Genomic DNA, 25,851 nt, shown 5'->3' with positions numbered 1-25,851 from the left:
TGGCGAGGCGCCCCGGTGCCGGGGGGTGCGCGCCCCCCCCCCCCCCCCCCCCGGGGGGGGGGGGGCCCCCCCCCCCCCCCCCCGGGGGGGGGGCCGCCCCGGGGGGGCCCCCCCCCCCCGGCGTGGGGATGGGGGAGTGGTCAGGCGGCGACAGCGGCTTCGCGGCCCCTGCGGGTACGGCGGTGGAAGATCTCCTCGAAGGACGCGCGGGCGCCGTCGGGGTCGATGTAGTGCATGGCCAGCAGGGCTGCAATGACAGCGCCGACGAGGTCGTTCTGGACCTCGGACCAGCCGTGGGCGTCGCCGCAGGTGGTGAGGCCCTTCAGGCCGTGGAGGGCGTGCATGGCCTCGCCTGCCTCCTCGGCGACCTTGCCCACCTGGAGGGCCTTGAGTTCCTCGTCGGGGAGGTGTTCACCGGCCTTGCGGCAGACGGTGGAGAGCTTGGTGATGTCGTCCCACAGGTCGTCCATGTCGGATCTCCCATCCGTGTGTCCCGGCCCCGGGACGGGGCCTGGGGTCCTATGGCTGTGCGGGTCGGCCGAGCTGGCGTACGGTCCATCCAGCTGTGCGCCAGGTGTCGGCGTTCAGGAGGTTGCGGAGGTCCACGAGGACCGGTTGCTCGGCCAGGGCGGCCAGGGCCCTGGGGTCGGTGTCGCGGAACTGGGGCCACTCGGTGGCCAGGACGATCAGTTCCGCGCCCTTGACCGATTCCTCCAGGCCTTCCGCGTAGTCGAGTTCGGGGTGGCGTACGAGTGCGGTGGGCACGGCGTGGGGGTCGTGGACCGTGACGGTCGCGCCGCGCTGGTGCATGAGGGCGGCGACGGCGAGGGCTGGCGACTCGCGCACGTCGTCGGTGCCGGCCTTGAAGGAGGCGCCCCACACGGTGACGCGTGTTCCTGCCACTGGTCGGTCGAGGGTCTGTTCGATGAGGGCGAGGGCGGCGGTGGGGCGGGACTCGTTGACCTGCTCGGCGGCTCGCAGCAGGGTTGCCGCGTCGAGGGCGCCGAGGCTCTGGGCGGAGGCGGTGAACGCGCGTACGTCCTTGGGCAGGCAGCCTCCGCCGTAGCCGGGTCCGGCGTTCAGGCCGCCGCGGCCGATGCGCGGGTCGAGGCCGATGGCCTCCGTGAGCTGGTGGACATCGGCGCCGGCGGCAGTACACATGTCGGCGACGCCGTTGATGAAGGAGATCTTCATACCGAGGTAGGCGTTGGCGGCGCCCTTGATCAGTTCGGCGGTGGCGGGGTCGGTGACGAACAGAGGGATCTGGTTGTGCAGCAGTGGGGCGTAGACCTGGCGGACGACGTCCTCGGCATGCAGGGAAGGGACGCCTGCGACGATCCGGTCGGGGCGGAGGGTGTCCTCGATGGCGTGGCCTTCACGCAGGAACTCGGGGTTCCAGACGACCTCGACGTCGGTGCCCGCGGGGGCGAGGCGGGCAAGGAGGGCGGCCAGGTCGCGGGTGGTGCCGACGGTGACAGTGGACTTGCCGATGATCACGCATGGGCGGGTCAGGTGCGGGGCGAGTGCGCGGGCCGCGCCGAAGACCTGGCCGGTGTCGTAGCTGCGGCCGTCGGCGTCGATGGGTGTGCCGACGGCGAGGAAGTGGACGTCGGCGAAGGCCGCGGCCTCGGCCAGGTCGGTGGTGAAGCGCAGTCGGCCGGTGGCGGTGTGGGTGGCCAGCAGGTCTGGCAGGCCCTCTTCGTAGATGGGGCATTCGCCGGCGTTGAGCCGGTCGATCTTCGTCTGGTCGAGGTCCACGCCGATGACCTCGTGGCCGATCTCGGCCATGGCCGCGGCGTGCGGGATGCCCAGGTGGCCGCAGCCGATGACGGATACGCGCATGGTGCGGGCGCTCCTTTCCCTGTCTCGCCTGCCCGGTGGTCCGGGCCGGTCAGGGGCGACACGCTAGCGCCGCTGTCCGGCCCGGACCTGATCGTGCAGGTAGGTCAGTCGGTGGACGTGGCGAGGAGGTTGACGAGTTCCGGCAGGCCCTCCGCGGCTGGCTTCCGGCAGACCAGGTCGTCGTCCTGGGGACCTTCCAGCGGGTAGGGCTTGAACTGGCCGTCGTGCCAGAAGCCCTCGGGGTCGAGGTAGACGACCTTCAGACCGCGCTCGCGGGCGCGGGCCTGGACCTTGCGCCGGTCGGCGTGCAGACCGACGACGAGCAGGGCCTTCGCGCCGTCCACCCACTCGACGTCCGGTACGGCCTGGTCGTAGCGGCGCATGAAGCACTCCTCCAGGCCGGCGCGGGCCGCCAGCACGTCGAAGTTGTTGGTGATCACGGGCCCGACCAGGTGTCCGGCGTCGTGAAGCTCCTTCAGTGCGCGCATGGCGGGCGTTGGCTCGGCCAGGAAGCACGCCTTGAACATCTCGGTAAACTCGGCCGTCTTCTCCTCCGGCTCGGTGAGCACTTCGTGCAGAAGCGGGTCGGAGGTGGGGGAGAGGGTGAAGCGGTGTTCGCGCGGGTCGTCGCCCTGGCGGTCGGTGACGCGGTAGATCTCGTGGAGGCGGTGCAGGGGCGGGATGCCGGCCTCCACGGAGGTGCCGCAGCCGATCTCGACCTGGAAGGGGAGGTGATCGGCGAGGACGGACAGGTCCGGGACGAGGGTGGGTGTGCCGCGCTGGTCCTTGATCCGGATGCCGGAGGCCAGCACGTCCCAGGGCCGTTGCCGCACGGCCGGTGGTGGGGCGTACTGGGCGGAGGTGATTTGGACGTCGAGGCTGCGGTAGTTCTGCGGGAGCTTGCGGCGGGCCACGGCGTCCTGGGGGTGCAGTGTGAACTGCGTGATCTTGCACTTGAGGTCCTGGCGCATCCACGAGGCACCGCCGGGGGTGCGCTTCCATCCCCCGACCGCGAGCGAGGCCCTCACCGCGTCCTCGTGCGCGGTGATCTCGCCGGCGGGCGCGGTCACGGAGTGGTACAGGTATAGGTCGGTCAGGCCGATCGCCGGGGCGGCCGTGGTCGGCACCAGGCCGTACCGGTAGCGGTAGTGAATGAGTCGGCGACGGGCGTCGTCGCCCCCGCTCCAGCCCGACTGGCCGGCGGTGGCTTCCTCCTGGGTGCGACGCCAAATGCCCTCCTCGATGTAGCGGGGGCGGTCGGCGTCGCCGAAGTATGTGCTCCACACCTGCTGCTGCGACGGGGTGAGCTGGTCGACGACGATGTACGGGGTCTCCACGGGCTTCCCTCCCTGGTGATGGTCCGCCCGCCCACAGCGATGGGCGGCCGATCTGATGCCGTACGACATGTGCCGGGTCGAGCGCCGTTCCGCCCGGCGGAGCCGAGCCGCTGGCTTGCACCGGGCGGTACGGGTTGTGCTGCGGGGCAGCCCGCCGTAGCGAGGGCGGCTCCTCACCGCACCTCCTCCAGGGCGGTGTCCGGTGCTCCGGCACCCGGGGGCAGGCCCCAGGCCGGGGCCGGAGCGGTCTAGGGGTCCGGCTCGGTGATGTCCGGCATGGAGACGGCCGTGGGCCGCTCGGCGGGGAGAAGATCGGCAGCCTGGCCGCGCAGAACCCACGCGGGCCCGGCTAGGCCGAGCAGAGCCAGGACAGTCAGGGCGATGCCGCCGGATTCGCGGTGAGTCGGGCTGCTCGGACCGTGGTCCGGCGCGCGGTGCCGTCCCTGGGGCATCACGGCGCCCCGCCGCGAGAGTGCTCGTGGTCGGCGAGTATGCGTCCGGTCTGGGCGTGCAGGCGCTCAAGGTCGGTCGGCGTGAGGATCAGCGCGGCCTCGCTGCGGCCGCCATCTTCGTGGTGCACGAGGATGGCCACCGAGCCTTGCTTGGCACGAGGGTCGTAGACCGCGTCGGTGATGAGCAGGGTCGCGTATGTCGGCCTGGCGGGCACCGGCTCCAACGTGCTGGCGTCGGCCGGCGCGGACCATGCCGGACCACCGCCCGGTGGGCGCAGGTGGTACGTCGCGGCGCCTTCGCCGGGGAGGGCGACGACGACGCCGACTCGGCCGTTCCGGGCGGTGTCGGCGGCGAGGTCGCCGAGCTGGGGAGAGAACGGGGCCGTTGTGCCTAACTCGGCTCCCTGCGAAGGAAGATGGAGAGTTCGTCGTCCGCTCATGCCCCTGACGCTAGGAACGGTTCAGGGGCCTAATATGAGCCCGAGGAATACGACCCTCATCCGTCCAGGTGGAAGCGGTCGGACATGTGCCGCAACTTCTCGCGTGTGACCGCTCGCTCGGCGTAGACGATGCTGCGAAGGGTGGAGCGGGCGATGGGGTGGTTACGGATGAGCTGCGGTGCGATTCGCTCCGCCGTCTCCAGTTCGCCCAGTGCCTTGTCGCGGCGCCCATCCCATAGCCAGGCTCGCGCGAGGTCCATGTGGTGGTGCCCCTGACGCGAGTTGGGCATGGAAGCGACCAGCTCCGGGCTGGTGCGGTGGTTTATCGTCAGGGCCTTCCGCTGCTGTCCCATCTCCAGAGCCACGCTGATGGCGTGGATCTGGACGTTGCCGGGCGAGAACGTCAGCGAGTGCCTGTCGTACACCGGAGGCCCGGTGTACTCGTCCATGCGGTCGGCCGCCGTCCTGGCTAGACCTATGCGGTCTTCCGCCTCCGCTGCCCGGCCGCCTCGTGCTGCGGAGACCGCGGCACGGAGCTGGAGCGTCCCCCATGCCCGCAGGGCCAACGGCTCGCCACGCTCGTAGTCCTGCTGAAGAGTGCTGATGGCCTTGTCGGACAGGACGATGGCGTCTTCCCAGTCCGCGCTCGCCCACATGTCCCAGACCCGCATCCAGTCGGCGACCGCGGGCAGGACCGGGTCGCCGGACAGCCGTGCGGACCAGGCGGCCCGCTCGCAGGCCATGGCGACCAGCTCGGGGTGGCCCAGAGCGTGGGCGGCGGTGTGTGCGAACTTGCAACACACCGCGTAGATCGAGTAAGCCTCCTCCCGCTCGTGGCCGGTGGTCACCTCGGCGAGTGCGCGTGACTCGCGGAGCAGGTCCGGCAGGACGCGCAGGATGGCCACGTTCGCGGCGGCGTCCCGCAGTCGGTGCAGCCGCGTCATCTCCCGCCAAAGCTTCGCCGCTGGACGCGGGGTGCCGTCGAACACGGGGGCGAGGTCGTAGCGACGCAGTTCCCGCAGGATCGAGGAAGCGGCAACCTGCCACTGGTTCTCGTCGGGGGAGCTGGTGTACGGGCGGCCGATCAGATCATTGGGGTGGACGTGCAACTCGGCGGCCAGCAGGTTCAGAACGCCGACCCTGTCCAGCTCGATCAGGCCGCGCTCCATCTTCGAGACCCAGCCCTGCGACTTGCCCAGAGCAGCGGCAAGGTCGGCCTGGGGCATGCCCAGGCGGAGGCGGGCACGACGGGCTCGGCGACCGATCTCCTCGGCTTCCTCCAGCATCACTGCACCCCCGACCTGCTGATGGGCCGGCTTGGCTCAGTCGTTCGGCAGGGCATGGTGCCTCCGTCCGTTCAGGCGTCTCCATCAGAACGGTACCTATGCCGGCGCATTCCTCGCTGATGGCCTCGCTTCCGCGAGGCCATAGCGCTGGGATCATCGGTGTCGGGCAGGCGCCGTAAGGTCGGACTGCGAGGGGATCTGTGTGGCATGGCCGGGCTGTGCCGGTCGTGCTGTCGCGGTCGTGCGGGCTTGGGCGGCTCGTGCTCGGTCGCCGGGGGCTCGCCTGGCGGCGAGGCGTTGGATGCGCCAGGTGAGGGTCCCGGCGGTGGAGTGGGCGTCGCCCAGGGTGCGCAGGCGTGCGGCGTGCTGGAGGAGTTGCTCGGGGTCGTGGCCGGCGTTCTCGGCCTCGGTCAGGGCGGCGGCCAGTGCCGGCCAGGCGGGGTCGTCGAGGATCTGCTGGGCGTAGTCGGGCACGGCCACGAGGATGCGCTGAGCGTGCCGTTCCACGGTGCGGGCCGGTGGTTTGCGCTGGGCCAGGGCGGCCAGCGGCTGAGTGGCGGCTTGCTGGTAGGCGGCCTGGAGATGGGCCAGGGCCTGGTGCGCGGCGGCGACCTGCTGGTCGTGCCGGCGGGCCTGGTGCCAGCGGGCTGTGGCGATGACGATGAGGACGGCGATGTCGAGGAACATCGCCAGCCCGGAACCGTCCCCGGTGACCGGCGCGGTGCGCAGGGCCCGGACGGCGCCGCGCAGGGCACGGGCTTGGTCTTGCTGGGCGTGGATGCGGGAGCGGGTGGCGCGTTCGAAGGCGACGGCAGCCTGCTGCAGCCGTGGCCGCAGGTGGCTGGGGGCGAGCAGCGGCAGGACGTCGATGGCCTCGCCGAAGGCCGCGACGTGAGCCTGGGAGGTTTCGTCGTCGCCGTGGTCGAGGTGGTGGGGGATGCGCTCGGCCGCGGCGGTGGCCTGGTGCCAGGGGTTGGGCTTGCGCTGGCTGCCTGGCTCGGTAGCGGGCGGGCTCTCGATGGCGGTGAGGCGCTCGCGGATCTTGGGGAAGGACAGGTCGGGGGCGAGTTTGGCGCCGGAGAACCAGACGGGCTCGCCAGCGGCATTGGTGTCGCCTTCGACGGCGACCTTGTACCCGCGTACATCGCCGGAGGGGAAGTGCTGGACGTCGACGAGCACGCCCTCGATGCCGTCGAGCAGGCGGAGGAAGTCCTCTGGGCTGGTGGCGATGGCGACCAGCTGTCGGACGGTGGTGCGCAGGTGTTCGCGGGAGGTTTTGCCCTTGCCTGCGCGGCGGGCCTTCTCGGTCTCGGCGCGGGTGGGGCGCTTGGCTGCGGTGCGGTCACCTCGTACGACTTGCTGGAGGCCGTATTCCTTCTCGATGGCGGCGAGTTCCTTGTCGGCCTTCAGGTAGTCGTTCCAGTGGCGGGCGGTGCGTAGGTCGCCGCGGACCCTGGTGGCAGCGATGTGGATGTGGTCGTCGGCGTGGCGTATGGCGACCCACCGGCACCCGTCGGGGTCACCTTGTGGCGCGATGCCGGTGGCCGCCACAATGCGGCGCGCGAGGTCCGCCCACTCGGCGTCGGTGAGGTGCCGGTCGCCGGGAGCGGCCCGTACCGAGCAGTGCCACACGTGTCGCTCGGGGGCACGGCCCAGCCGCCTGGCCTGCTTGAGACGCAGGTCGAGGTCCGCCACGAGGAGCTTCTTCGTGGCCTCGAAGTCGTCGGCGCGGCCGGGGTCGGGCGCGAAGCCGTCCCAGGACGCGACCAGGTGCGGGTCGGTGTGGTCCTTGGCCGTCTTCGTGTCGAACAAGTACCGGATCAAGCCGGCAGTGCTCTTGCCGCTGCCGATCTTGGCGATCATCAGGCGGCCTTCGTGGAGACGGCGTGGTTCATGACCTGCGCGATGTCGCTGATGGAGGCGCGGACGGTGTGCAGGGTGCGCTCGGCCTGAGCGAGGACGGCGGTGTCCATGGGGTGTGGATCGCCTCCGGTGTTGAGGCGGTGGGCGATCTGGTTGACGTTGTTGCCGATGCGGGCGACTTCGGTCCGTAGGGCGTCGAGCTTGTCGAGGTAGTCATCGAGCTGGGTACGTTGGTCGGCCAGGCCCACGGTGAGATCGCCGTCGAGGTACGCCGTGATCACGGCGCCGACGAGGTGGGCGCCGGCGATGCCCATCTCACCGGCGCGGGTGAGGATCCGGGTCTTCTCGTCGACGCTGTAGCGGACGTCGACACGCTCTTTGCGCTGGACGTCTTCGCGGGTACGGCGGCGAGCGATGCGGCGCAGCGTGACTTCATCGACGGGCGTCTCCTCCTCGGGCACCCCCTGGTGCCCGAGACCCTCCGCCACTCCTGGGGCGGAGGTGTTCGCGTTGGACCGGCCGGTGGACGGTCCAACGTCATACCTTGCTCCGCCCGGGGCTGGGTGAGCAGGCGTCTCCGGTCGGGTGGTGGGGGAGAGGGCGGAGCTGTGCTGTTTGGGCATCGTCGGGCCTTCTGGCGGTGGGCTGGGGGGGAGGGGAAGCGGAGTTCGCCCCAGGAGTCCCTGGGGCGAACGGTGGAGCCTGCGGACCGGGCCGGGCCTATGCGGCGTCGGCCCGGGCTCGGTCGAGTTCGTCCTGCAGGAAGTCCTTGGCCTCGTCCAGGCGTTCACGGCCGATGCGGAGGCCCTGGTCGCGGATGGCCTTCTCGATGTGACGACGGGATGCGCGGCCGCCACGTCCCAGCGGTGCGGTGCGGCCGATCTCGATGGCCTGCTCCAACGTGGTGCTCGGCTGCCGGCCGGGCCGTCCGGCGGGCCGCCTTTCGGGCTGAGTCACTTGAGCGGTGGCGTCTGCAGCTACGTCGCTGACCGGCATCGGCTCTGGGGTAGTTGTGACGCCACTTGCTGGGACGGGGACGGGGACGGGGACGGTGGCGGTGTGGCTGGGCTCTTCGTGCGGCTCCATCTCCATCTGGGCGGGGCGGCGCTGGACGAGTAGGTAGAGGTGGACGGCGCCGGCTAGGGCGAGTGGGGCGATGGCGGAGATGACGCCGACGGTGATGTCGTCGAGCGCGAGCCCGCTCCGGCGGGTCTGTTCGTTGAGACGGACGGCGTGCAGGACGTTGGCCCAGATGCTCGTGCCGGTGGCGATGCCGACCAGCACCGAGACGTACAGGCGAGGCCGCAGGGGTGAGGTGCGCAGGACGAGCAGGGCACCGATGCCGATGGCGATGAAGCCGTCGATCACGAGGGGGAAGGCGTAGGTGAGCACCTGGTGGATATGGCTGGCGGTGGCCATCTGACGCAGGGCGTCGTAGGAGAGGGCGAAGGCGGCCAGGGCCAGCAGGGCCACACCGGTGCGGATCGAGGTGGCGAGGGCCGCCGGTACGGAGACGGAGGTGAGAGTGGTGGTGGGTGCGGGCAAGGGTGAGGGTGCTCCAGGAGTGGGGGCGGAGGTGTGTCCGTGGCGGGTGGGGACCCGTTGCGACTCGTCGCGTGCCTGGTCAGAGCAGGTACGGGACAGGCGTTGATGTCGGGTCGACTCGTTGCGGGCTGGTGAGTCGTCCCGGCTCTGACCTGCGTGGCGACGGGTGGGGACGGGTGGTGTCGGGTCAGGCGCCGGTCGTGGGTTCTGGCTCGGCCGTCGGCTCGGGGTCGGGGCAGTAGCGGGCCCAGGCGTCGGTGAATTGCAGGCGGGTGAAGCCCTTGGCCTGGTGGCCGTCGGGGAAGCGGCGGTTGGCCGAGCCGATGCCGTAGTCCTTCAGCAGGAGCTGCAGCCCGCGTGCGGTCAGGCCCTTGTCGCTGTACCCCGGCCAGGGGGACTCGGCGTCCTCGTTCAGGGAGTCGATCAGGCGGCTGGTGCGGATGATCGCCGGGTTACCCTCGGCGGCGAAGACGCGGCGGATGTCAGCGAGGAGGCGGATGTTCAGGGCGCTGTTGTCCTGGTCCTGCTCGGCCTCGTGCTTCGTCATCGCCAGGCAGGCGGCGCGGGCGGCCTCGGGCCAGGGACCTCCGGCGAGGTCGGCGACGGCGATGAGCGGCTCCCAAGTGTCGGCGGCGCGGTCCTCCACCGGCATCGGCGGAGTGAGGTCCATCGCGGTGGCGTGGAGCGGGGCAAGCCAGGCCATGAGGCGATCACGCAGGGCATGCAGGGCGGGGGTGTCGCGGACGGTGCGGAACTCCGCGACCTTCTCGCCCGGCCTGCGGCGGCGCATCCGGATGACGACCGAGCGGTCCATGATCGTGTCGGGTAGGTCACCGATGCCGGCGAGGGCGGCCATGGCGAAGGTGGGGAACTTCGACACCTCGTGGTTGGGGCCGGAGACTCGCAGAGTGGGCCGGTTGCGCTGGTGGCCGGCGTTGAGCAGGCCGCGCATCTCCTCGTTCTTCTCCGCGACCTTCGCCGAGCCGAAGAGGGTGTCGGCCTCATCCACCAGCAGGGTGGGCGGGTTCTCGGTGATCGACCGGAAGACGGCCGCCGGGGAGGCGTTGACTGTGATCAGCGGGTCGTGCACGGTCTCGGTGACCACGTCCAGCAGACGCGACTTGCCGCATCGCTTGGCCGGGCCGACGACCGCGAGGCGTGGGGCATGCTGCCACGCCGTCTGCAGGTGAGTAGCCGCCACCCACAGCGTCACCGCGGTGAGCGCGTCCTCGTTCGGCAGCACCACGTACCGCCGGAACTGTGCCCGCAGGTCGGACAGCACCTGCTCACCCTCGGAGGGGTGGGCGGGCTCGGGCTGGGGGACAGCCGGTTCGCCGGGGACGGCGATCGGCGGCCAGGACGGCTGAGCGTCTTCGGGGGAGGGTATTGGGGCGGCGGCTTCCAAGGCGGCTCCTTCACTGGTGGTCCCATCGAGAGACCACCTCGGGGATTGGGTGGGGCATCCGGCGTTGTCGGGGTGCGTGGACAACACAGCCACACCCGGTGCGTGAAAGTCCAGCCTTGGCACTGGAATTCGCGACAGCTCGTTTCGCCGGTCTATTGACTGTAAGACCGGGATCCCGGTTGGCGAAATAGCCCCGGAAATTCGCCGGCGGTCGGCGCATCGCTCACAGCAGACAGAGAAACGTTCCCAGGCGGCCGGCGCGCAAGCTACAACACACCGATGCCGCCACGCCCACTCGAAATCGGACCCGCCGGACGAGCCGCCGCCCGTGCCATCGAACGCGCCCGCATCGCCCGCGGCCACTCGCAGCGCCAGCTCGCCGCCCGCGTCACCGCACTCGGTCGGCCCATGACCTTCACCGCGCTTTCCCGCATCGAACGCACAGTCCGCCGTTGCGACATCGACGACCTCGTCGCCATCGCAGCCGCCCTCGGAATCCCGCCCCAGACCCTCCTCGCCGGCCCTGAGCCGGTCGGAGCGGGCGCAATGTAGCCGACGATCTCCGGTTTCCCTAACCGGGGACTCTCCGGACCATTGATCGTCCTGGCGCTCTTCCGGCAGTCGAGGTGCGCTGCTCCTTTCTGCCCGCCGATTTAAGGAATCCCGCTTGTCTGTCGTCACCCCCATTTCCTCTCGTTCTACCCCCGAAGCCGGAGGCGACCCCACCATCGGTCGTGCATTTCTCGGGGTGAAGGACGCGGCCGCATACCTCGGGCTTTCGCCCCGCACGTTGTACGTCTGGCGCCACCGTCGGCAGGGGCCGCCGAGCTTCCGAATGGGAGCCCACGGGCGAGTGACATACCGGCTCGATGCCCTCGACGCGTGGATACGCGAGCAGGAGCAGGCGGACTCTCGCTCGAACCCCGCCTTGAACCCCGTGAGCGCGGCCCCGCAGCGCCGCGTCGGTTACTCGGCCACGGCCTGACGCCCCAGCGCCAACGGCACTCCCACCCCCGATCCTGAGGAAGTACTTGGCCGGCTACATCGAAGACCGCTGGATCAACAAGAAGAAGGACCCCACCAGCGGCAAGCGGGAGCGCACCACTCGCTATGGGAAGGGCTCGCGGTATCGCGTCGCCGGGATCCCCGGCGTACGGAACATGTCGTTCGACACGCTGGAGGACGCCAAGGCGTGGCTGCGCAGGGCCGGAACCGACAGCGAACGTGGCGAGTTCGTCGACCCGCGCGACGGCTCCATCCCGCTGACTGACTACGTCACCCGCTTCTGGAAGGAGGGCGTACGGGGCGCGCCCGGCACGATCAAGCGTGTCGACGAGCGCGTACGCCTCCACATCCTTCCGCACCTCGGCACGGTGGGACTGAGAGACATCTCCGCGACCGTCCTGCGCGGCTACATCGCCACGCTGGAAGGAGAATGCGCGCCGCGCTACGCCCGGCAGATCCTGACCACCCTCTCGAACATCTTCGAGACGGCCATCGACGACAAGCGCCTGGTACGCAACCCGATGCGCGCCAAGTCGGTGCGCTGGCCCAAGGTGCCGGAGGACCAGCGGGAAGCATGGCCGCTGGAGACCGCGCAGCGCGTGCGGGACGCGATCAAAGCGCGGTACCGCATTGCCGTCGTGGTCGCGCTCGGCTGCGGGCTTCGGCAGGGAGAGGTCTTCGGCCTATCGCCGGAGGACATCGACTTCCAGCGCGGGATCATACGCGTGCGAAGGCAGGTCCAACTACTCAATGGCCGCTTGTACTTCACCCTGCCTAAGGGCGGGAAGACGCGCATCGTCGATATGCCCCGGTCCGTCGCCGCCGAACTGGCCACTCACTTCCTCCAGCACCCAGCCGTCGAGGTGGAGCTGCCCTGGGGCGGCCCGGAGCTGGAGCGGGAGAAACGATCGTTCCCGCTCGTCCTGACGACGACGTACGGCAACGCGCTGCGGGCCAACATCTTCAACGACGAGGTCTGGAAGCCCGCCCTCGCGGCGGCCGGGGTCATCCCCATGCGGGAGAAGGGGAAGCGCTGGAAGGCTTCCCGCAAGGACGGCTTCCACGTCCTCCGGCACACCTACGCCTCGATCATCCTCGAAGCCGGCGAATCCGTCGTCACCCTCGCCCGATGGCTCGGCCACTCCAGCCCGACCATCACCCTCGACCACTACGCCCACTTCATGCCGGAGGCCGGCGGCAAGGGGCGCGCTGCGCTCGATGCGCTGCTCGGCCCGGTCCCCGAGCATGTCCCGGAGAACCTAGTCGCGGTCTGAGCAACGGGTGGCACAGCACACGCTGTGCCACCCGTTCTCGTTGGTGCGTCGCGGCGCGCGGGTCATGCCGCTCGACGCCACGGCAAGCGGGAGCCTCCCGTGGGCAGCGCGAGCAGTTCGTGCAGGGGCCTGCCCTTGTGGGCCCAACGGTCCAGCTGGTCGCGGTCCACCCACCGCACGCCGTGGCGGTCGCCCCAAGCCGTGGCGTCGCGGGTGAACGAGCCGTTGGTGACGACGACCGCGTGGTCCGCCTTGTGCACGGGACCCGCTGTGCCCTTCACCTGGTACATCACCGACGAGCCGACCTTGCCTCCGACGCGTGTGTGTTTGGCCTGCACTACGATCCGCCCGAGGGAGGTCCGGACGCCGATCACGTCGGCGGCCTGGTCCCCGGCCTTGCCCACCTTCCTGGCCGCCCAGCCGTCGCGGACGAGGAGGTCGCGCAGTGCGTACTCGAACTGCCCGTCGTCCATCGCATCGAACTCCGCCAGGGTGATGCGCAGGCGAGCCAGCCGTTCCCTGTCCGCGCGATCCCGACGGTGGCCCCATACGCGGGGGCCGGCCACGGCGACGGCCAAGGCGAAGGCGACCAGGACCAGCAGGGGCCAGGCCGCAGCGGCCCTCGTCATCAGGTTCGATGCGGCCTGCGCCAGGGCGACCATGACCGCGAGGGCCACGGCTGTCGCACCCAGGGCGTCCAGGGTGCTGCGCGGTCGCCACTGGAGCCTTCGCCGCGGTCGGGCTGTCATCGCCCGTCCGCCGGCGCGGAGACGGCCGGCTTCGGGGCGGGCTGCTGCTCGGTGTCGTTGTCGCCGAACCCGAAGATCTGGCCCCAGAGCCATACCACCGCACACAAGCCGGCCACGGCCCAGACGCTGAGCCCCTTGGCGGACTTGGGCCCCGGCTTGCGGCGGAGGTGGCTTCGTACGCGCACGTATCCGTCCGGAACCTTCGGCATGCTGCATCCCCTCCCTAGCGGTCCGCGCTGCGCGGACCTCCAGTTCGGTTGTAGCGGTGACCACTGACAGAAACTGATGCCCCGTCATGATCGTGCGGGTGCCAAGGGTGCAAGTCGGCCGCGCCTTCGCGACTGCCTACCGACCCTTGCGACCCTCTGGCCTGCGCCGAGACTCTTCGGCTGGGTGCCGTGGGCGGATACGCAAGTCGTTCCGAATGGCCTGTTCCTGCGGAGTGCGGTGAGCAGTGACCGCGCCGGGCGCCGCCCCTCGATGAGGTGGAGGCTCTGAGCCCGGTCGGCCCGCTGCTGCGCATTCTCCCCAGATTCTCCCCAGAGGGTCGGGAGTCGCCCTCAGCGTCGTTCGCGTACGCGAAGTCGATCAAGGGATCGCATCCTCGTCGCTACAGCCAGTCCCGCCGCTTGAAGATGAAGTACAGGCTCGTGCACACCGCCGCCATCAGCAGAATTGCGAACGGGTATCCACCGGCCCAGTGCAGCTCCGGCATGTTGTCGAAGTTCATGCCGTAGATCGTTCCCACCAACGTGGGAGCAAACAAAATAGCGGCCCACGACGAGATCTTCTTGATCTCCTCGTTCTGCTCGAAACCTGCCTCCGCCAGAGCGCGCATTTCCGCGTTCTGTTGCTGGGTGACGAGTGTGGCGTTGACCTGGAGGATGTCGGTGAGGGCGGAGCGGAAGCCGTCGACGCGTTCGCTGGTGTGGGTGACGTGGTCGGCGACGTCGCGGAGGTAGCGCTGGAGTTCGTCGTCCGTGCCGTATTTGGCGAAGCCCGCCATCAGGCCGTGGAGCATGCCGACCAGGGGGCGGGTCGCGCGCTGGAACTCCACCATTTCGCGGGCGAGTTCGTAGATGCGGCGGGAGACGGCCGGGTCGCCGCCGAAGACCTCGGTCTCGATCTCGTCGAGGTCGTTCTGGACGCCCGCCACGACCGGGGCGTAGCCGTCGACGACGGCGTCGAGGATCGCGTAGAGCACGGCCTCCGGGCCGAGGGCGAGGAGCTCCGGGGTGGCCTCCATGCGGCGGCGGACGGCCGGGAGGTCCGGGGCGGCGCCGTGCCGGACGGTGATGACGAAGTCGGGGCCGACGAAGACGTGGAGCTCGCCGAAGTCGACCTCCTCGGGGGCGTCGAGGTAGCGGGCGGCGCGCAGGACCACGAAGAGGGTGTCGCCGTAACGTTCCAGCTTGGGCCGCTGGTGGGCCTCCAGGGCGTCCTCGACCGCGAGCTGGTGGAGGTCGAACTCCCCGGCGAGCGAGAGGAGTTCCTCCTCGGAGGGGCGGTGGAGGCCGATCCAGGCCATGCCGTCGGGCTGCTCGCGCAGTCGTCGGTAGGTGTCCGCGAGCGAGGTCGGGGTGGCCACGCGGTGGCCGTCGCGGTAGACGGCGGCGTGGACGACGCTCGTCCCGTCGACGGCCTTGCCGTCGGTGGCGCGGTCGGCCGACGGGCCGGTGGCGGGGTCCGGGCCGGGTGCCGGGGGAGCGGTCGTGCGGCCGTTTGCCGGGCGCAGCCATGAGTGCTTCCGTGGGACGGGTCGGTGGCGTGGAGGGCGCTCGGGCATGGTTCGTCTCCCTCTCGCCCGTCGCGGGCCGCGGAACAGGGTACGCGGAACAGGATATACATCCCCATTTGCAGTGCCCGAGGGGCTGCTCCGGTGGCGTCAGGTGGCGTCAGCCGCCGTCGCCCCGCAGTGATCGCAGGTGCAGTCGCAGTACCCGGCGCATGTCGTCGGCGGGGACCCGGTCCGGGTGGAGGACGGCCGTGAGGGTCAGTCCGTCGATGAGCGCGAGCGTCCGCAGCGCCTCCGTGGGGACGTCGAGGTCCTCGGGGAGGCCGCCGGCGCTCCGCGTCTCGCGCAGGACGCGCTCGACCAGCTCGCGCATGCCCGTGTGGAGGCTGTCGGCGCTGGGTCGCAGCTCGGGGCGGACCCGGGCCGCCGTGCCGAAGGCCAGCCACAGGACGGCCTCGTCGTGGCGGTCCTGGTCGAGGGGGAGGAACTCCGCGAGGAGCTCCTCGACGAGCGCGGCGCGCTCCGGGGCGGGCGGCGTGGCCAGCAGCCGCTCGGCGTGGCCGCGCACGCGGTCCTCGACGCGGCGGGCGAGCTCCCGCATGGCGAAGAGCATCAGGTCGGAGTGGTCGGCGAAGTAGTGCCGCACGGAACCGACGGCGAGCCCCGCCTCCTGGGCGACGTTGCGCAGTGACGCGTTCTCCAGGCCGTCGCGGCGGGCCACCCGGAACACGGCGTCGGCGACCGCCCGGCGGCGGGCCTCGGGGTCGACGATCTTAGGCATGTTGCCGTTATAGCACGACCGGGTTAAATTCTTATTTGGCACGAGTGGGTTATGAAAAGGAGCTGCGCGAGCAATGAGCCGCGCGAGCAAGGAGTCGGTGTGAACGTCTGGCTGTTGACCGCCCTCATCGCCGCGGGTGCCGTGGCCGTCGTGGTCAAACGGCTGCGAGGGGAACCCCTCAACGCCCGCGACCTGTTCGCGGCCCCGCTGATCCTCACCGGCCTCGGCGCGTGGACCCTGTGGAAGGCCGAGGGCATCGGCGTCGCGGACACCGTCTGGGTGGCGGCCGGCGCCCTGCTGGGCGTCTCGCTGGGGGCGGTACGCGGGCTGACCATCCAGGTCTTCGAGAAGGAGGGGGTGCTCTGGCAGCGCTACACCGGCCGGACGTTCGCGGTGATGGCTGTGTCGGCGCTGCTCTCGCTCGGCTTCGGGCTCCTCGCGAGCCGGATGGGCATGCACCCGCAGGCCCGCCCCGTCCAGCTCTCCATCGGCATCGGCTTCCTGGGCGAGGCCCTGGCGGTGGGCGCGCGCGGCCTGATGACCGGGGTCCCCTTCGCGCCGGAGTCCCGGGACGGGCGCCGCCGCTGAACGGCGGCGCCCGCCCAGGCACGGGGGTGGACGGTCAGTCCGGCAGCTCCCGGCTCCACAGGTCCGCCGGCGTCTCCCGGCGGACCAGCAGGCGCGCGCGGCCGTCCGCGACGGCGGCCACCGGGGGGCGGCCGACGAGGTTGTACGCCGAGGCCATCGACAGGTGGTACGCACCCGACGCCGGGACGGCGAGGACGTCCCCGGGGCGGACGTCGGCCGGCAGCGGGACGTCCTCCGCCAGCACGTCGCCCGCCTCGCAGTGCCGGCCCACCACCGTCATCGGCCGGGCCGGCGCCGCCGAGGCGCGGCCCGCCAGCCGGACCGTGTAGCGCACCCCGTACAGCGCCGGGCGGGGGTTGTCGCTCATCCCGCCGTCCACGGCGACGAACGTCCGTCCGCCCGAGACCTTCACCGCCAGCACCCGGTACAGCGCCACACCCGCCGGGCCCGCTATCCAGCGGCCCGGCTCGACGGCCAGCCTGGGCGCCGGGAGGTCCGCGTGGGCGCAGCGCAGCGCCAGCTCGGCGGGGACGCGCGCCGCGTACTCGGCGGGGTCGAAGACCGGTTCGCCGTCGCGGTAGGCGATGCCGAAGCCACCGCCCAGGTCGAGTTCGGGGAACGTCACTCCGTGCACGTCGCGCAGACCGGACAGGAAGGCCACCAGCTTGCGGACGGCCGCGAGATAGGGGTCGACCGAGGTGATCTGGGAGCCGAGGTGGCAGTGCAGGCCCACGAGTTCCAGCCGGGGCTGCCCCAGGACGCGCGCCACGGCGTCCGCCGCCTCGCCGCCGTCGAGGGACAGCCCGAACTTCTGCCCCTCGACCCCCGTCCGCACCGCCGCGTGGGCGCCGGCCTCGATCCCGGGCACCACGCGCACCAGCACCTTCTGCCGGGCGCCGGGCGGCACCAGCGCCGCGAGCCGGGCGATCTCACCGGTGTTGTCGAGGACCACGCGCCCCACGCCCAGGCGCAGCGCGGTCCGCAGGTCGTCGGGGCTCTTGGCGTTGCCGTGGAGGATGACGCGCTCGCCGGGGAAGCCCGCGTGCGCGGCGAGTTCGAGCTCGCCGGCCGAGCAGACGTCGAGGTGGAGCCCTTCCTCCTCGACCCACCGGATCATCGCCCGGGTGAGGAACGCCTTGCCGGCGTAGGCCACGTCGGCGTCCGGGAGCGCGGCGCGCCACGCGCGGGCACGCGCCCGGACCTCGTCCTCGTCGACGACGTAGGAGGGGGTGCCGAAACGGTCGGCGAGCTCGGCGAGGGGCACCCCGCCGACGGCCAGCCCGCCCGAGGGCAGGGCCCGGGCGGACGCGGGCCACACGGGACCCGGCCATGCCGGGTCCGGGTGGGCGGACCCGGTCGGCACGGGGGCCGGCACGGGCTCCCCGGGCCGCGGGGACAGGGCGGCGGGGGAGAGGGGGAGGGACACGGATGATCTCCTTCGGGGGAAATCGGTGGGGCGCGAGGAGTCAGCCGGAAGTGTCAGCCGGGGAACGACGGGAAGGGGGGAAGCGCGGGCGCGGCCTCCTCGGCCACCGGCAGCACGGGGCGGGCCGTCAGCTGCGGGTCGACCGAGACCAGCCCGACGCCGAGCGGCGCGGCCAGGGCCCGTACGGCGGGCAGGGCGAGACGGACCGAGGGGACACCCGCCCCCAGACAGTCGGAAAGCCGCCGCCTACTGGTGAAGGCGACGGCCGTCCGGTCGCCGAGCGGGGTGCGGAAGACACGCAGGGCGAAACCCACGGAGCAGGGGCGTACGGGGACGTACAGCGGCCGCTCCGGGCCCGGGTGGGCCGGCTGGACCGGCCGGCCGGGATGGGAAGGCTCGCCGTCGTCGGCGGGGCGGCTCCCGGCGGTCTCGGGGGACATCGCCGCGGCGACGGCCGCGGCCTCGGCGGGAGTACGGCTCAGATGCATGACGGTCCTTGGGAGGTGTCGGTGAGGTGCGTCGGTCACGCTATGCCCGGCCCCGGCCCGGGCGACCGCCTCCTTGACAGCACATTGACCCCACCCGGGAGTCCCTTGACGGCTCGTTTACGCGCCGGGAACCACCCTCGCGCCCCCACGCGCCCTTGCGCCGGCCGGGTCCGAGGACGCGCCGCCGTACCACCGTCGTACGACCGCCGCCCCTCGTCCGCCCCCGGAAGCGCCGCCCCCGGCCCCCGGAAATCTTTGGAACAATCCGCCCCGCGCGCACCGGCACCGGCCCCGCGTCCCGCCCCGCGCGCACCGGACCCCTCCGGGGCTGGTCAGACGTGGATCATTGCCGCACGATGCTTACCGGCGGGGGCGGCACGGCCCCGGGCACTTACGGAGGACAAGTGACGGCGATGACGAACGTGACCGCGAAACCCGGCCCGGCGGACGGCTTCCGGGCGGCCCGGGACTTCCTGCTCGACCACCGCGAGGACTACGCGGCGGCCCGCGAGGGCTTCTCCTGGCCCCGGCCCGCCGCCTTCAACTGGGCGCTGGACTGGTTCGACACGATCGCCCGGGACAACGACCGCACCGCCCTGTGGATCGTGGAGGAGGACGGCGGTGAGGAGAAGCTCTCCTTCGACATGATGCGCCGCCGCTCCGACCGGGTCGCCAACTGGCTGCGCGCGCGGGGCGTACGGGCCGGCGACCGGATCGTCGTGATGCTCGGCAACCAGCGCGAGCTGTGGGAGACCGCCCTGGCGGCCATGAAGCTGCGCGCCGTCGTCATCCCCGCCACCCCGCTGCTGGGCCCGGCCGACCTCGCCGACCGCATCGAGCGCGGCCGGGCCCGCCATGTGCTCGTACGGGCCGAGGACACCGGCAAGTTCGCGGACGTCCCCGGCGACTACACCCGTATCGCCGTCGGTGGGGCTCCGGAAGGCGGCGGCTGGCTGGCTTACGAGGACGCCGACCACGCCGAGGAGGCGTTCACCCCCGACGGGCCCACTCACGCCGACGACACCCTGCTCCTCTACTTCACCTCGGGCACCACAGCTCGCCCCAAACTCGTCGAGCACACCCACATCTCGTACCCCATCGGTCACTTGACCACCATGTACTGGATCGGTCTGCGTCCCGGCGACGTCCACCTCAACATCTCCTCGCCCGGCTGGGCCAAGCACGCCTGGTCCAATCTCTTCGCCCCCTGGAACGCCGAGGCCACCGTCTTCGTCCACAACTACACCCGCTTCGACGCGGCCCGCCTCCTGGCGGAGCTGGACCGCTGCGGCGTCACCAGCTTCTGCGCCCCGCCCACGGTGTGGCGGATGCTCATCCAGGCCGACCTGGGCGCGCTGCGCGAGCCGCCGCGCGAGGTCGTGGCCGCGGGCGAGCCCCTCAACCCCGAGGTCATCGAGGCCGTCCGGCGCTCCTGGGGCCGTACCATCCGCGACGGCTTCGGGCAGACCGAGACCTCCGTCCAGATCGCCAACCCGCCCGGCCAGCCGCTGAAACCCGGGTCCATGGGCCGCCCCAGCCCCGGCTTCACCGTCGTCCTCCTCGACCCGCGCACCGGGGAGCCCGCCGACGAGGGCGAGATCGCCCTCGACCTGCGCGACCGCCCCGTCGGCCTGATGACCGGCTACGCGGGCGACCCCGAACGCACCGCCGAGGCGATGGCGGACGGCTACTACCGCACCGGCGACATCGCCGCACGCGACGAAGAGGGGTATCTGACCTACATCGGGCGCGCCGACGACGTCTTCAAGTCCAGCGACTACAAGATCAGTCCCTTCGAGCTGGAGAGCGCCCTCCTGGAGCACGAGGCCGTCGTCGAGGCGGCCGTCGTCCCCGCCCCCGACCCGCTGCGGCTGTCCGTGCCCAAGGCCTACGTCGTCCTCGCCGCCGGCTGGGAGCCCGGCCCGGACACCGCCAAGGCCCTCTTCGCCCACTCGCGCGCCGTACTCGCCCCCTACAAGCGCGTCCGCCGGCTGGAGTTCGCCGAGCTGCCCAAGACCGTGTCCGGCAAGATCCGCCGCATCGAGCTGCGCGAACGCACCGCGCGGGGCGGCGGGACCGAGTACCGAGAGGAAGACCACCGGTGACCACACCCTCCCCCTCCCACACGGCAGGCCCCGTCGACACCCCGTTGCTCGACGACACCATCGGCGCCAACCTGGCCCGTACCGTCGCGCTCTTCGGCGACCGCGAAGCGCTCGTCGACGTCCAGGGCGGCCGCCGCTGGACCTACGAGGAGTTCGGCAGGGCGGTGGAGGAGGTCGCCCTGGGGCTGCTCGCCAAGGGCGTGGCCAAGGGCGACCGCGTGGGCATCTGGGCCGTCAACTGCCCCGAGTGGGTCATGCTCCAGTACGCCACCGCCCGGATCGGCGCGGTCATGGTCAACATCAACCCGGCCTACCGCGTCCACGAACTGGCCTACGTCCTGCGCCAGGCGGGGATCGGCATCCTCGTCTCCTCCGTCGAGTACAGGACGAGCGACTACCGCCGCATGGTCGAACAGGTCCGCGGCCGCTGCCCGGCGCTGCGCGACGTCGTCTACATCGACGACCCCACCTGGACCGGCCTCGTCAGCCTCGGCCGGAACGTCGACCCCGCCCGCCTCACCGCCCGCGAGAAACTGCTCGGCCCCGACGACCCCGTCAACATCCAGTACACCTCGGGCACCACCGGCTTCGCCAAGGGCGCCACCCTCTCCCACCGCAACATCCTCAACAACGGCTATTTCGTGGGCGAGGGCCTCGGCTACACCGAGGCGGACCGCATCGCCCTCCCCGTGCCCTTCTACCACTGCTTCGGCATGGTCATGGGCAACCTCGCCGCCACCACCCACGGCGCCTGCGTCGTCATCCCGGCCCCCACCTTCGACGCCACCGCCACCCTCCACGCCGTCGAACGCGAGCGCTGCACCTCGCTCTACGGCGTCCCCACCATGTTCATCGCCGAGCTCGGCCTGCCCGACTTCGCCACCTACGACCTCGGCTCGCTGCGCACCGGCATCATGGCGGGCTCGCCCTGCCCGGAGGAGGTGATGAAGCGCGTCGTCACGGAGATGCACATGTCCGAGGTCGCCATCTGCTACGGGATGACGGAGACCTCCCCGGTCTCCACCCAGACCCGGCGCGACGACCCCCTGGAGTGCCGCACCGGCACGGTCGGGCGGGTGCTGCCGCACATCGAAGTGAAGATCACCGACCCGGCCGACGGCTCCACCGTCCCGCGCGGCGAGCCCGGTGAACTGTGCACCCGCGGCTATTCGGTGATGCTCGGCTACTGGGACGACCCCGAGCGCACCGCGGAGGTCGTCGACGCCGAACGGTGGATGCACACCGGCGATCTCGCGGTGATGGACGAGGACGGCTACGTCCGGATCGTCGGCCGCATCAAGGACATGATCATCAGGGGTGGGGAGAACGTCTACCCGCGCGAGATCGAGGAGTTCCTCTACACCCACCCCAAGATCTCCGACGTCCAGGTCATCGGCGTCCCCGACGAGAAGTTCGGCGAGGAGATCATGGCCTGCGTCATTCTGCGCGACCCCGCCGACACCCTCACGCGCGACGAGCTCGCCCGCTACTGCCGGGGCCGGCTCGCGCACTACAAGGTGCCCCGCCATCTGCGGCTGATGGACGCCTTCCCCATGACCGTCAGCGGCAAGGTGCGGAAGGTGGAGCTGAGGGAGGAGGCCGCCGCGCTGCTCGCGGGGGCGGGCGTCGCCGTGCGGGGCTGACAGCGGACGGAGCCGGCGGCGGATGGTGCTGACGGCAGACGGACGGGGCGGGCCGCGTACGGCCCGCCCCGTCGTCTTCCCCCGTTCCCCCCGTATCCCCCGTTCCCCCGTGAACGGTCTCTTTCTCCCCCGTGCCCCCCGTGGCCGGGCCCGCAGTCCCCCGTGTCTCGCGGGCCCTGCGCTCAGTCTCCGCCCCGGCGCACCCAAGTGGCCATGATGGGGCGTCAGTTCAGAGGAAGAATTGAGCTTCGCGTCACCTCCTGCCGCGCCGCACCAGCTCGTCGGCCCACTCGTTGAGGGCCTGCGGAGTGCCCGTCAGGTCCATCACGAACAGGGGGAGCCGCAGGTCGTCCGCCCGGCAGCGGGCGTCCCGGGCGTAACCCGCCAGCGAGAAGCAGACGCTCGTCGCGGAGTCCAGCAGGCCGTACAGCCACAGGCACTCGATGTCGCGCAGGGTGGTGGGGAGGGTCGTGGGGTCGACACGGGCGACGACGCCGGTGGCGCACAGGTCCACGCCGCTCGCCGCGGGCGCCGGGCAGTTGCCGGGGCGGCGTACGTCCGGGAAGCCCAGCCACCGCAGATAGCGCTCGGCCGACATCACCGCGTCGCGCTCGGTACGGATGGCCACCGGCCGGAACGGTGGCTTGGAGATGGCGCGGGGGCGCGGGGCGGTGTCGGAGGGCGCCTCGGGCGCTGCCTCCTCCAAGCCCTTCGCGCCCTTGGTCTCCTGGGGGTTCTCCACGGCGTCGCGCGGCGGCAGGACGGGCAGCCGGACGACCGTCCCGCAGGAACAGCCCAGTTCGGGCCGGGGCCACTGGCCCTGCCGGTCGCAGGACGGGCAGCGCACCGCCACCCAGGAGTCGCGCCAGGTGCGGTGGGCGAGTAACTCGGGGGTGGCGTCGGGCGGTACCGGCAGGGTCAGTGGGGTGCCGCAGGCGCAGGGAAAGGTCGGCGGGGTGAAGGAGTGTTCCCGGTGACACGTGGGGCAGTGCACCGGCACGCTCTTGGCCATCTTCGGCTCCAGCGTAGGGTCCGTAGGGGATATGGGACCCCATCGTCCACGATGCGGGCGTGGTGGGGGAGCGAATCGGCAAGGCGGGCGCGGGAGAGTGCTCCGGGCGGCGCCGCCGGGGCGCGAACAGGATGGATGCCGGCGCCGCCGCCCGGAGGTCAGGGGAGTGGCTCGAATTCCTCCACGGCGTCGATGTTCGCGCCGTGCGGGGTGTTGGCCTCCCGCTCGATCATGATCTCGACGAGGACGGGCCGGGAGGTGGCGACCGCCTCCTTACGGGCCCATTCGATCGCCGGACGGATGTCCGCCGGCTCGACGACCCGCCGCCCCGAACAGCCGTAGGCCTCCATCAGCTTGACGTTGTCGGTGCCCGTCTCGTCGTAGTGGACGTCGACCTGGTAGTTCATCCCGTAGCCGATGGACGCCTGCCGGATGAGGCCCAGATACTCGTTGTTCAGCATGATCAGGACGAACGGGACGTCGTACTGCGCCGCGACCGCCAGCTCCTCCGCCGTGTACTGGAAGCCGTAGTCGCCCACGATTCCCACCACCTCGGTGGCGCCCCGGCCCATTCCCTCCAGCGCCTTCTTCGCCCCGATCGCCGCCGGGACCTCCCAGCCCAGCGGGCCCGCCTGGCCGCACACCTGGTAGTGGCGGGGCAGGTGGGCCCTCTGATGCTGGCCGCCCCAGATCTGGTACAGGCCGATGGCGGTGAGGAAGTAGGTGTCCTCGCCGAAGATCTCGTTGATCTCCTTGTAGACGCGGGGGGCCTTCACCGGGACGGAAGCGAAGTCCTCCCGCCGGACGAGGGTCCGCTTGAGCAGCCGGCAGCGCTCCCGCCACGACTGCCACGACCGGCACGGCCCCGTGTCCGCCCGGGCCCCGCGCCGCCGGGCGGCGGCCAGCAGGGCCGCGAGGAACTCCTTCGCGTCCGAGACGACGCCCAGGTCCGGCGCGATCACCTTGCCCAGCTGGGTGGGCTCGACGTCCACCTGGACGAACGTCCGCCCGCCCCGGTAGACGTCCGTGTCCGCCCCCGTGTGCCGGTCGCCGAATCGCGCGCCCACGGCGAGCACGAAATCCGCCTCCAGGAACGAGGCGTTGGCGTACCGCTGCGAGGTCTGGATACCGGTGGTGCCCATGTGGAGCTCGTGGTCGTCCTCGACGGCCCCCTTGCCCATCAGCGTCACCTGGAACGGCACGCCCAGCAGCTCCACCAGCGCGCGCAGTCCGTCCGCCGCCCCGGCCAGGATCACCCCGCCACCCGCGAGCACCAGCGGACGCTCGGCCGCCAGCAGCAGATCCAGGGCGGCCTCGACGCTGGGCGGGTGCGGAACCGGGACGCGGACGGGCAGCCGGGCGTCGGTGGCGGCGTCGTAGCGGATCTCGCGCCGGGCGATGTCGACCGGGATGTCGATCAGTACCGGCCCCGGCCGCCCCTCGCGCGCGACCCGGAAAGCCTCCCGGAACACCCAGGGAATCTGCGCCGCCTCCGTGACCCGTACCGCCCACTTGGTGACGGGACGGACGATCCCCACGATGTCGACCGCCTGGAAAGCCTCCTGGTGGAGCTTGGTGGAGACCGCCTGGCCGGTGACGCAGACCATGGGGATCGAGTCGGCGAAGGCGGTGTACAGCCCGGTGACGAGATTGGTGCCCCCGGGCCCGGAGGTGGCCAGCGCCACCCCGACCCGGCCGTTGGTACGGGCCCACCCGTCGGCCATGTGCGCGGCGCCCGCTTCATGACGGACGATCAGGTGCTCGATGCCGCCGACGGTCTCCAGCGCCTTGTACAGCGGCAGGATCGCGGCGCCGGGGCAGCCGAAGACGGTGTCGACGCCCTCGTCCTTGAGGATCCGCACGACGGCGTGCATGGCGGGGACGGTGGTCACGTGGTGCCCCCCGACAGCCGTTCGACGCCCCGGAGCAGGGCCGAGTGGTCGAGCGCGCCGTCGCCCTGCGCCCGGGCGGCGGCCACGAGCGTGGCCACGACGGTCCCCAGCGGCAGCACGGCGCCGACCTCGCGGGCGGCGGTGGTGACGATGCCCATGTCCTTGTGGTGGAGGTCGATCCGGAACCCCGGCGGATACTCGCGGCCCAGGAAGTTCTCCCGCTTCCGGGCGAGCACGGCGGAGGCGGCGAGCCCGCCGCCGAGGACGTCCAGCGCGGCGGCGAGGTCCACGCCGGACTTCTGAAGGAAGACGACGGCCTCGGCGCACGCCTGGATGTTGGCGGCGACGATCAGCTGGTTGGCGGCCTTCACGGTCTGCCCGGCGCCGTGGGGGCCGCAGTGCACGACCGTCGTGCCGAGCGTGCGCAGCAGGGGCGCGGCTTCTTCGAAGTCGGCCCGCTCGCCGCCGGCCATCACGGACAGCGTGCCCTCGATCGCCCCGGCCTCACCGCCGGAGACGGGTGCGTCGAGTGCGCGGACGTTGTGGGCCGCCGCGGATTCCGCGAGTGCGGCGGAGGTGCGGGGGCTGATCGAGGACATGTCGATGAAGAGCGTGCCCGGGCGGGCGTTGGCGAGCACGCCGTCGTCGCCGTGGGCGACGGCGGTGACCTCGGGGTCGGCGGGCAGCATGGTGACGACGACGTCGGCGCGGGCGACGGCCTCGCGGACGGAGCCGGCGGGGGTGCCGCCGGCGGCGGCGAGACGGTCGAGCTTGTGGGGTTCGAGGGTGTGACCGGTGAGGGGGTACCCGGCCTTGAGGAGGTTCTCGGCCATGGGGGAGCCCATGACGCCTAGGCCTATCCAGGCGATGTGGGGGAGGGTTGGCATGGGGCGTTTCCCTTCGGGGTGGTTGTGGGTGCCCCGGTCCCGCCCTTTCACCGTTTCCGACGGGGCTGCGCCCCCTCGAACCCCCGGACCGGGCTT

At 71.6% G+C, this 25,851-nt stretch carries 24 protein-coding genes; 6 read left to right on the top strand and 18 right to left on the bottom strand.

Features of this window, described 5'->3' with window-relative positions; translation table 11 throughout:
- Positions 1-140: 140 nt before the first annotated feature.
- From ACFYZR_RS31655 to ACFYZR_RS31615, 9 genes are all read right to left on the bottom strand, one after another.
- Positions 141-470 carry a MazG-like family protein gene (locus ACFYZR_RS31655; RefSeq protein ID WP_391916785.1) on the bottom strand — a complete coding sequence of 110 codons (330 nt, stop codon included), beginning with the start codon at positions 468-470 and terminating at the stop codon, positions 141-143.
- Between the two features lie 49 nt (positions 471-519).
- Positions 520-1,842 carry a UDP-glucose dehydrogenase family protein gene (locus ACFYZR_RS31650; RefSeq protein ID WP_391916782.1) on the bottom strand — a complete coding sequence of 441 codons (1,323 nt, stop codon included), beginning with the start codon at positions 1,840-1,842 and terminating at the stop codon, positions 520-522.
- 104 nt (positions 1,843-1,946) lie between these two features.
- Entirely contained in the window at positions 1,947-3,179 is a 1,233-nt protein-coding gene (locus ACFYZR_RS31645) for a hypothetical protein (protein ID WP_391916779.1), read from the bottom strand.
- A gap of 451 nt (positions 3,180-3,630) precedes the next feature.
- Complete coding sequence (locus tag ACFYZR_RS31640; protein ID WP_391916776.1) at positions 3,631-4,071, bottom strand: hypothetical protein; 441 nt, start codon at positions 4,069-4,071, stop codon at positions 3,631-3,633.
- A 56-nt stretch (positions 4,072-4,127) separates the two neighbouring features.
- Entirely contained in the window at positions 4,128-5,357 is a 1,230-nt protein-coding gene (locus tag ACFYZR_RS31635; protein ID WP_391916773.1) for a helix-turn-helix domain-containing protein, read from the bottom strand.
- Between the two features lie 153 nt (positions 5,358-5,510).
- Positions 5,511-7,220: a relaxase/mobilization nuclease domain-containing protein gene (locus ACFYZR_RS31630; protein WP_391916770.1), complete on the bottom strand. Its 1,710-nt coding sequence runs from the start codon at positions 7,218-7,220 to the stop codon at positions 5,511-5,513.
- On the bottom strand, positions 7,220-7,843 hold the full coding sequence (locus ACFYZR_RS31625; RefSeq protein WP_391916768.1) for a MobC family plasmid mobilization relaxosome protein: 624 nt from the start codon (positions 7,841-7,843) through the stop codon (positions 7,220-7,222). The genes ACFYZR_RS31630 and ACFYZR_RS31625 overlap by 1 nt, the downstream gene beginning before the upstream one ends.
- A 97-nt stretch (positions 7,844-7,940) precedes the next feature.
- Positions 7,941-8,765 (bottom strand): DUF2637 domain-containing protein, encoded by an 825-nt coding sequence (locus ACFYZR_RS31620; RefSeq protein ID WP_391916765.1) that lies wholly within the window; start codon positions 8,763-8,765, stop codon positions 7,941-7,943.
- A gap of 187 nt (positions 8,766-8,952) precedes the next feature.
- Positions 8,953-10,170, bottom strand: coding sequence for a DUF3631 domain-containing protein (locus ACFYZR_RS31615; protein ID WP_391916762.1), 1,218 nt, complete (start codon positions 10,168-10,170; stop codon positions 8,953-8,955).
- Positions 10,171-10,449: 279 nt separating this feature from the next.
- On the opposite strand from ACFYZR_RS31615, the gene ACFYZR_RS31610 reads away from it, so the two are divergent.
- From ACFYZR_RS31610 to ACFYZR_RS31600, 3 genes are all read left to right on the top strand, one after another.
- Complete coding sequence (locus ACFYZR_RS31610) at positions 10,450-10,722, top strand: helix-turn-helix domain-containing protein (RefSeq protein ID WP_391916760.1); 273 nt, start codon at positions 10,450-10,452, stop codon at positions 10,720-10,722.
- A gap of 196 nt (positions 10,723-10,918) precedes the next feature.
- Positions 10,919-11,155: an AlpA family transcriptional regulator gene (locus tag ACFYZR_RS31605; RefSeq protein WP_242705433.1), complete on the top strand. Its 237-nt coding sequence runs from the start codon at positions 10,919-10,921 to the stop codon at positions 11,153-11,155.
- Between the two features lie 46 nt (positions 11,156-11,201).
- Positions 11,202-12,449 (top strand): tyrosine-type recombinase/integrase, encoded by a 1,248-nt coding sequence (locus ACFYZR_RS31600; protein ID WP_391916757.1) that lies wholly within the window; start codon positions 11,202-11,204, stop codon positions 12,447-12,449.
- A gap of 62 nt (positions 12,450-12,511) precedes the next feature.
- Here ACFYZR_RS31600 and ACFYZR_RS31595 read toward each other — a convergent pair whose 3' ends face one another.
- The 4 genes from ACFYZR_RS31595 to ACFYZR_RS31580 form a co-directional block, all read right to left on the bottom strand.
- The gene (locus tag ACFYZR_RS31595; RefSeq protein WP_391916755.1) at positions 12,512-13,198 is read right to left on the bottom strand and encodes a restriction endonuclease; all 687 of its coding nucleotides are present in this window, start codon (positions 13,196-13,198) and stop codon (positions 12,512-12,514) included.
- Positions 13,195-13,407, bottom strand: coding sequence for a hypothetical protein (locus tag ACFYZR_RS31590; protein ID WP_086573253.1), 213 nt, complete (start codon positions 13,405-13,407; stop codon positions 13,195-13,197). Before ACFYZR_RS31590 ends, ACFYZR_RS31595 begins: the two co-directional genes overlap by 4 nt.
- Before the next feature lie 401 nt (positions 13,408-13,808).
- Positions 13,809-14,984 carry a magnesium and cobalt transport protein CorA gene (locus ACFYZR_RS31585; protein WP_391916753.1) on the bottom strand — a complete coding sequence of 392 codons (1,176 nt, stop codon included), beginning with the start codon at positions 14,982-14,984 and terminating at the stop codon, positions 13,809-13,811.
- A gap of 109 nt (positions 14,985-15,093) precedes the next feature.
- Positions 15,094-15,714 carry a TetR/AcrR family transcriptional regulator gene (locus ACFYZR_RS31580; RefSeq protein WP_391916750.1) on the bottom strand — a complete coding sequence of 207 codons (621 nt, stop codon included), beginning with the start codon at positions 15,712-15,714 and terminating at the stop codon, positions 15,094-15,096.
- A gap of 99 nt (positions 15,715-15,813) precedes the next feature.
- Between ACFYZR_RS31580 and ACFYZR_RS31575 the strand changes: the two genes are divergently transcribed.
- Positions 15,814-16,302, top strand: a complete 489-nt coding sequence (locus tag ACFYZR_RS31575) for a DUF1453 domain-containing protein (RefSeq protein WP_391916747.1) — start codon at positions 15,814-15,816, stop codon at positions 16,300-16,302.
- Positions 16,303-16,336: 34 nt separating this feature from the next.
- Here the strand turns inward: ACFYZR_RS31575 and lysA are convergent, their stop codons facing one another.
- Entirely contained in the window at positions 16,337-17,677 is a 1,341-nt protein-coding gene (gene lysA / locus ACFYZR_RS31570; RefSeq protein WP_391916803.1) for a diaminopimelate decarboxylase, read from the bottom strand.
- 104 nt (positions 17,678-17,781) lie between these two features.
- Complete coding sequence (locus ACFYZR_RS31565; protein ID WP_391916745.1) at positions 17,782-18,216, bottom strand: SAV_915 family protein; 435 nt, start codon at positions 18,214-18,216, stop codon at positions 17,782-17,784.
- A 413-nt stretch (positions 18,217-18,629) separates the two neighbouring features.
- Here ACFYZR_RS31565 and ACFYZR_RS31560 point away from each other — a divergent pair, with 413 nt between their 5' ends.
- Positions 18,630-20,321, top strand: a complete 1,692-nt coding sequence (locus ACFYZR_RS31560; RefSeq protein WP_391916742.1) for an AMP-binding protein — start codon at positions 18,630-18,632, stop codon at positions 20,319-20,321.
- Entirely contained in the window at positions 20,318-21,964 is a 1,647-nt protein-coding gene (locus ACFYZR_RS31555) for an AMP-binding protein (RefSeq protein ID WP_391916740.1), read from the top strand. Before ACFYZR_RS31560 ends, ACFYZR_RS31555 begins: the two co-directional genes overlap by 4 nt.
- A gap of 253 nt (positions 21,965-22,217) precedes the next feature.
- On the opposite strand, the gene ACFYZR_RS31550 is transcribed toward ACFYZR_RS31555, so the two are convergent.
- The 3 genes from ACFYZR_RS31550 to ACFYZR_RS31540 all read right to left on the bottom strand — a co-directional run bounded on the left by ACFYZR_RS31550 (position 22,218) and on the right by ACFYZR_RS31540 (position 25,755).
- Complete coding sequence (locus ACFYZR_RS31550) at positions 22,218-22,976, bottom strand: hypothetical protein (RefSeq protein WP_391916738.1); 759 nt, start codon at positions 22,974-22,976, stop codon at positions 22,218-22,220.
- Positions 22,977-23,134: 158 nt separating this feature from the next.
- Positions 23,135-24,868 carry a glyoxylate carboligase gene (gene gcl, locus ACFYZR_RS31545; RefSeq protein WP_391916735.1) on the bottom strand — a complete coding sequence of 578 codons (1,734 nt, stop codon included), beginning with the start codon at positions 24,866-24,868 and terminating at the stop codon, positions 23,135-23,137.
- Positions 24,865-25,755 carry a 2-hydroxy-3-oxopropionate reductase gene (locus tag ACFYZR_RS31540; protein WP_391916732.1) on the bottom strand — a complete coding sequence of 297 codons (891 nt, stop codon included), beginning with the start codon at positions 25,753-25,755 and terminating at the stop codon, positions 24,865-24,867. Before ACFYZR_RS31540 ends, gcl begins: the two co-directional genes overlap by 4 nt.
- Positions 25,756-25,851 lie beyond the last annotated feature (96 nt).

The sequence above is a fragment of the Streptomyces sp. NPDC001678 genome, from assembly GCF_042892945.1.
Lineage (GTDB): Bacteria > Actinomycetota > Actinomycetes > Streptomycetales > Streptomycetaceae > Streptomyces.
Note: the sequence above shows the minus strand (reverse complement) of the source record. Positions and strands in the feature narration are given on the sequence as shown.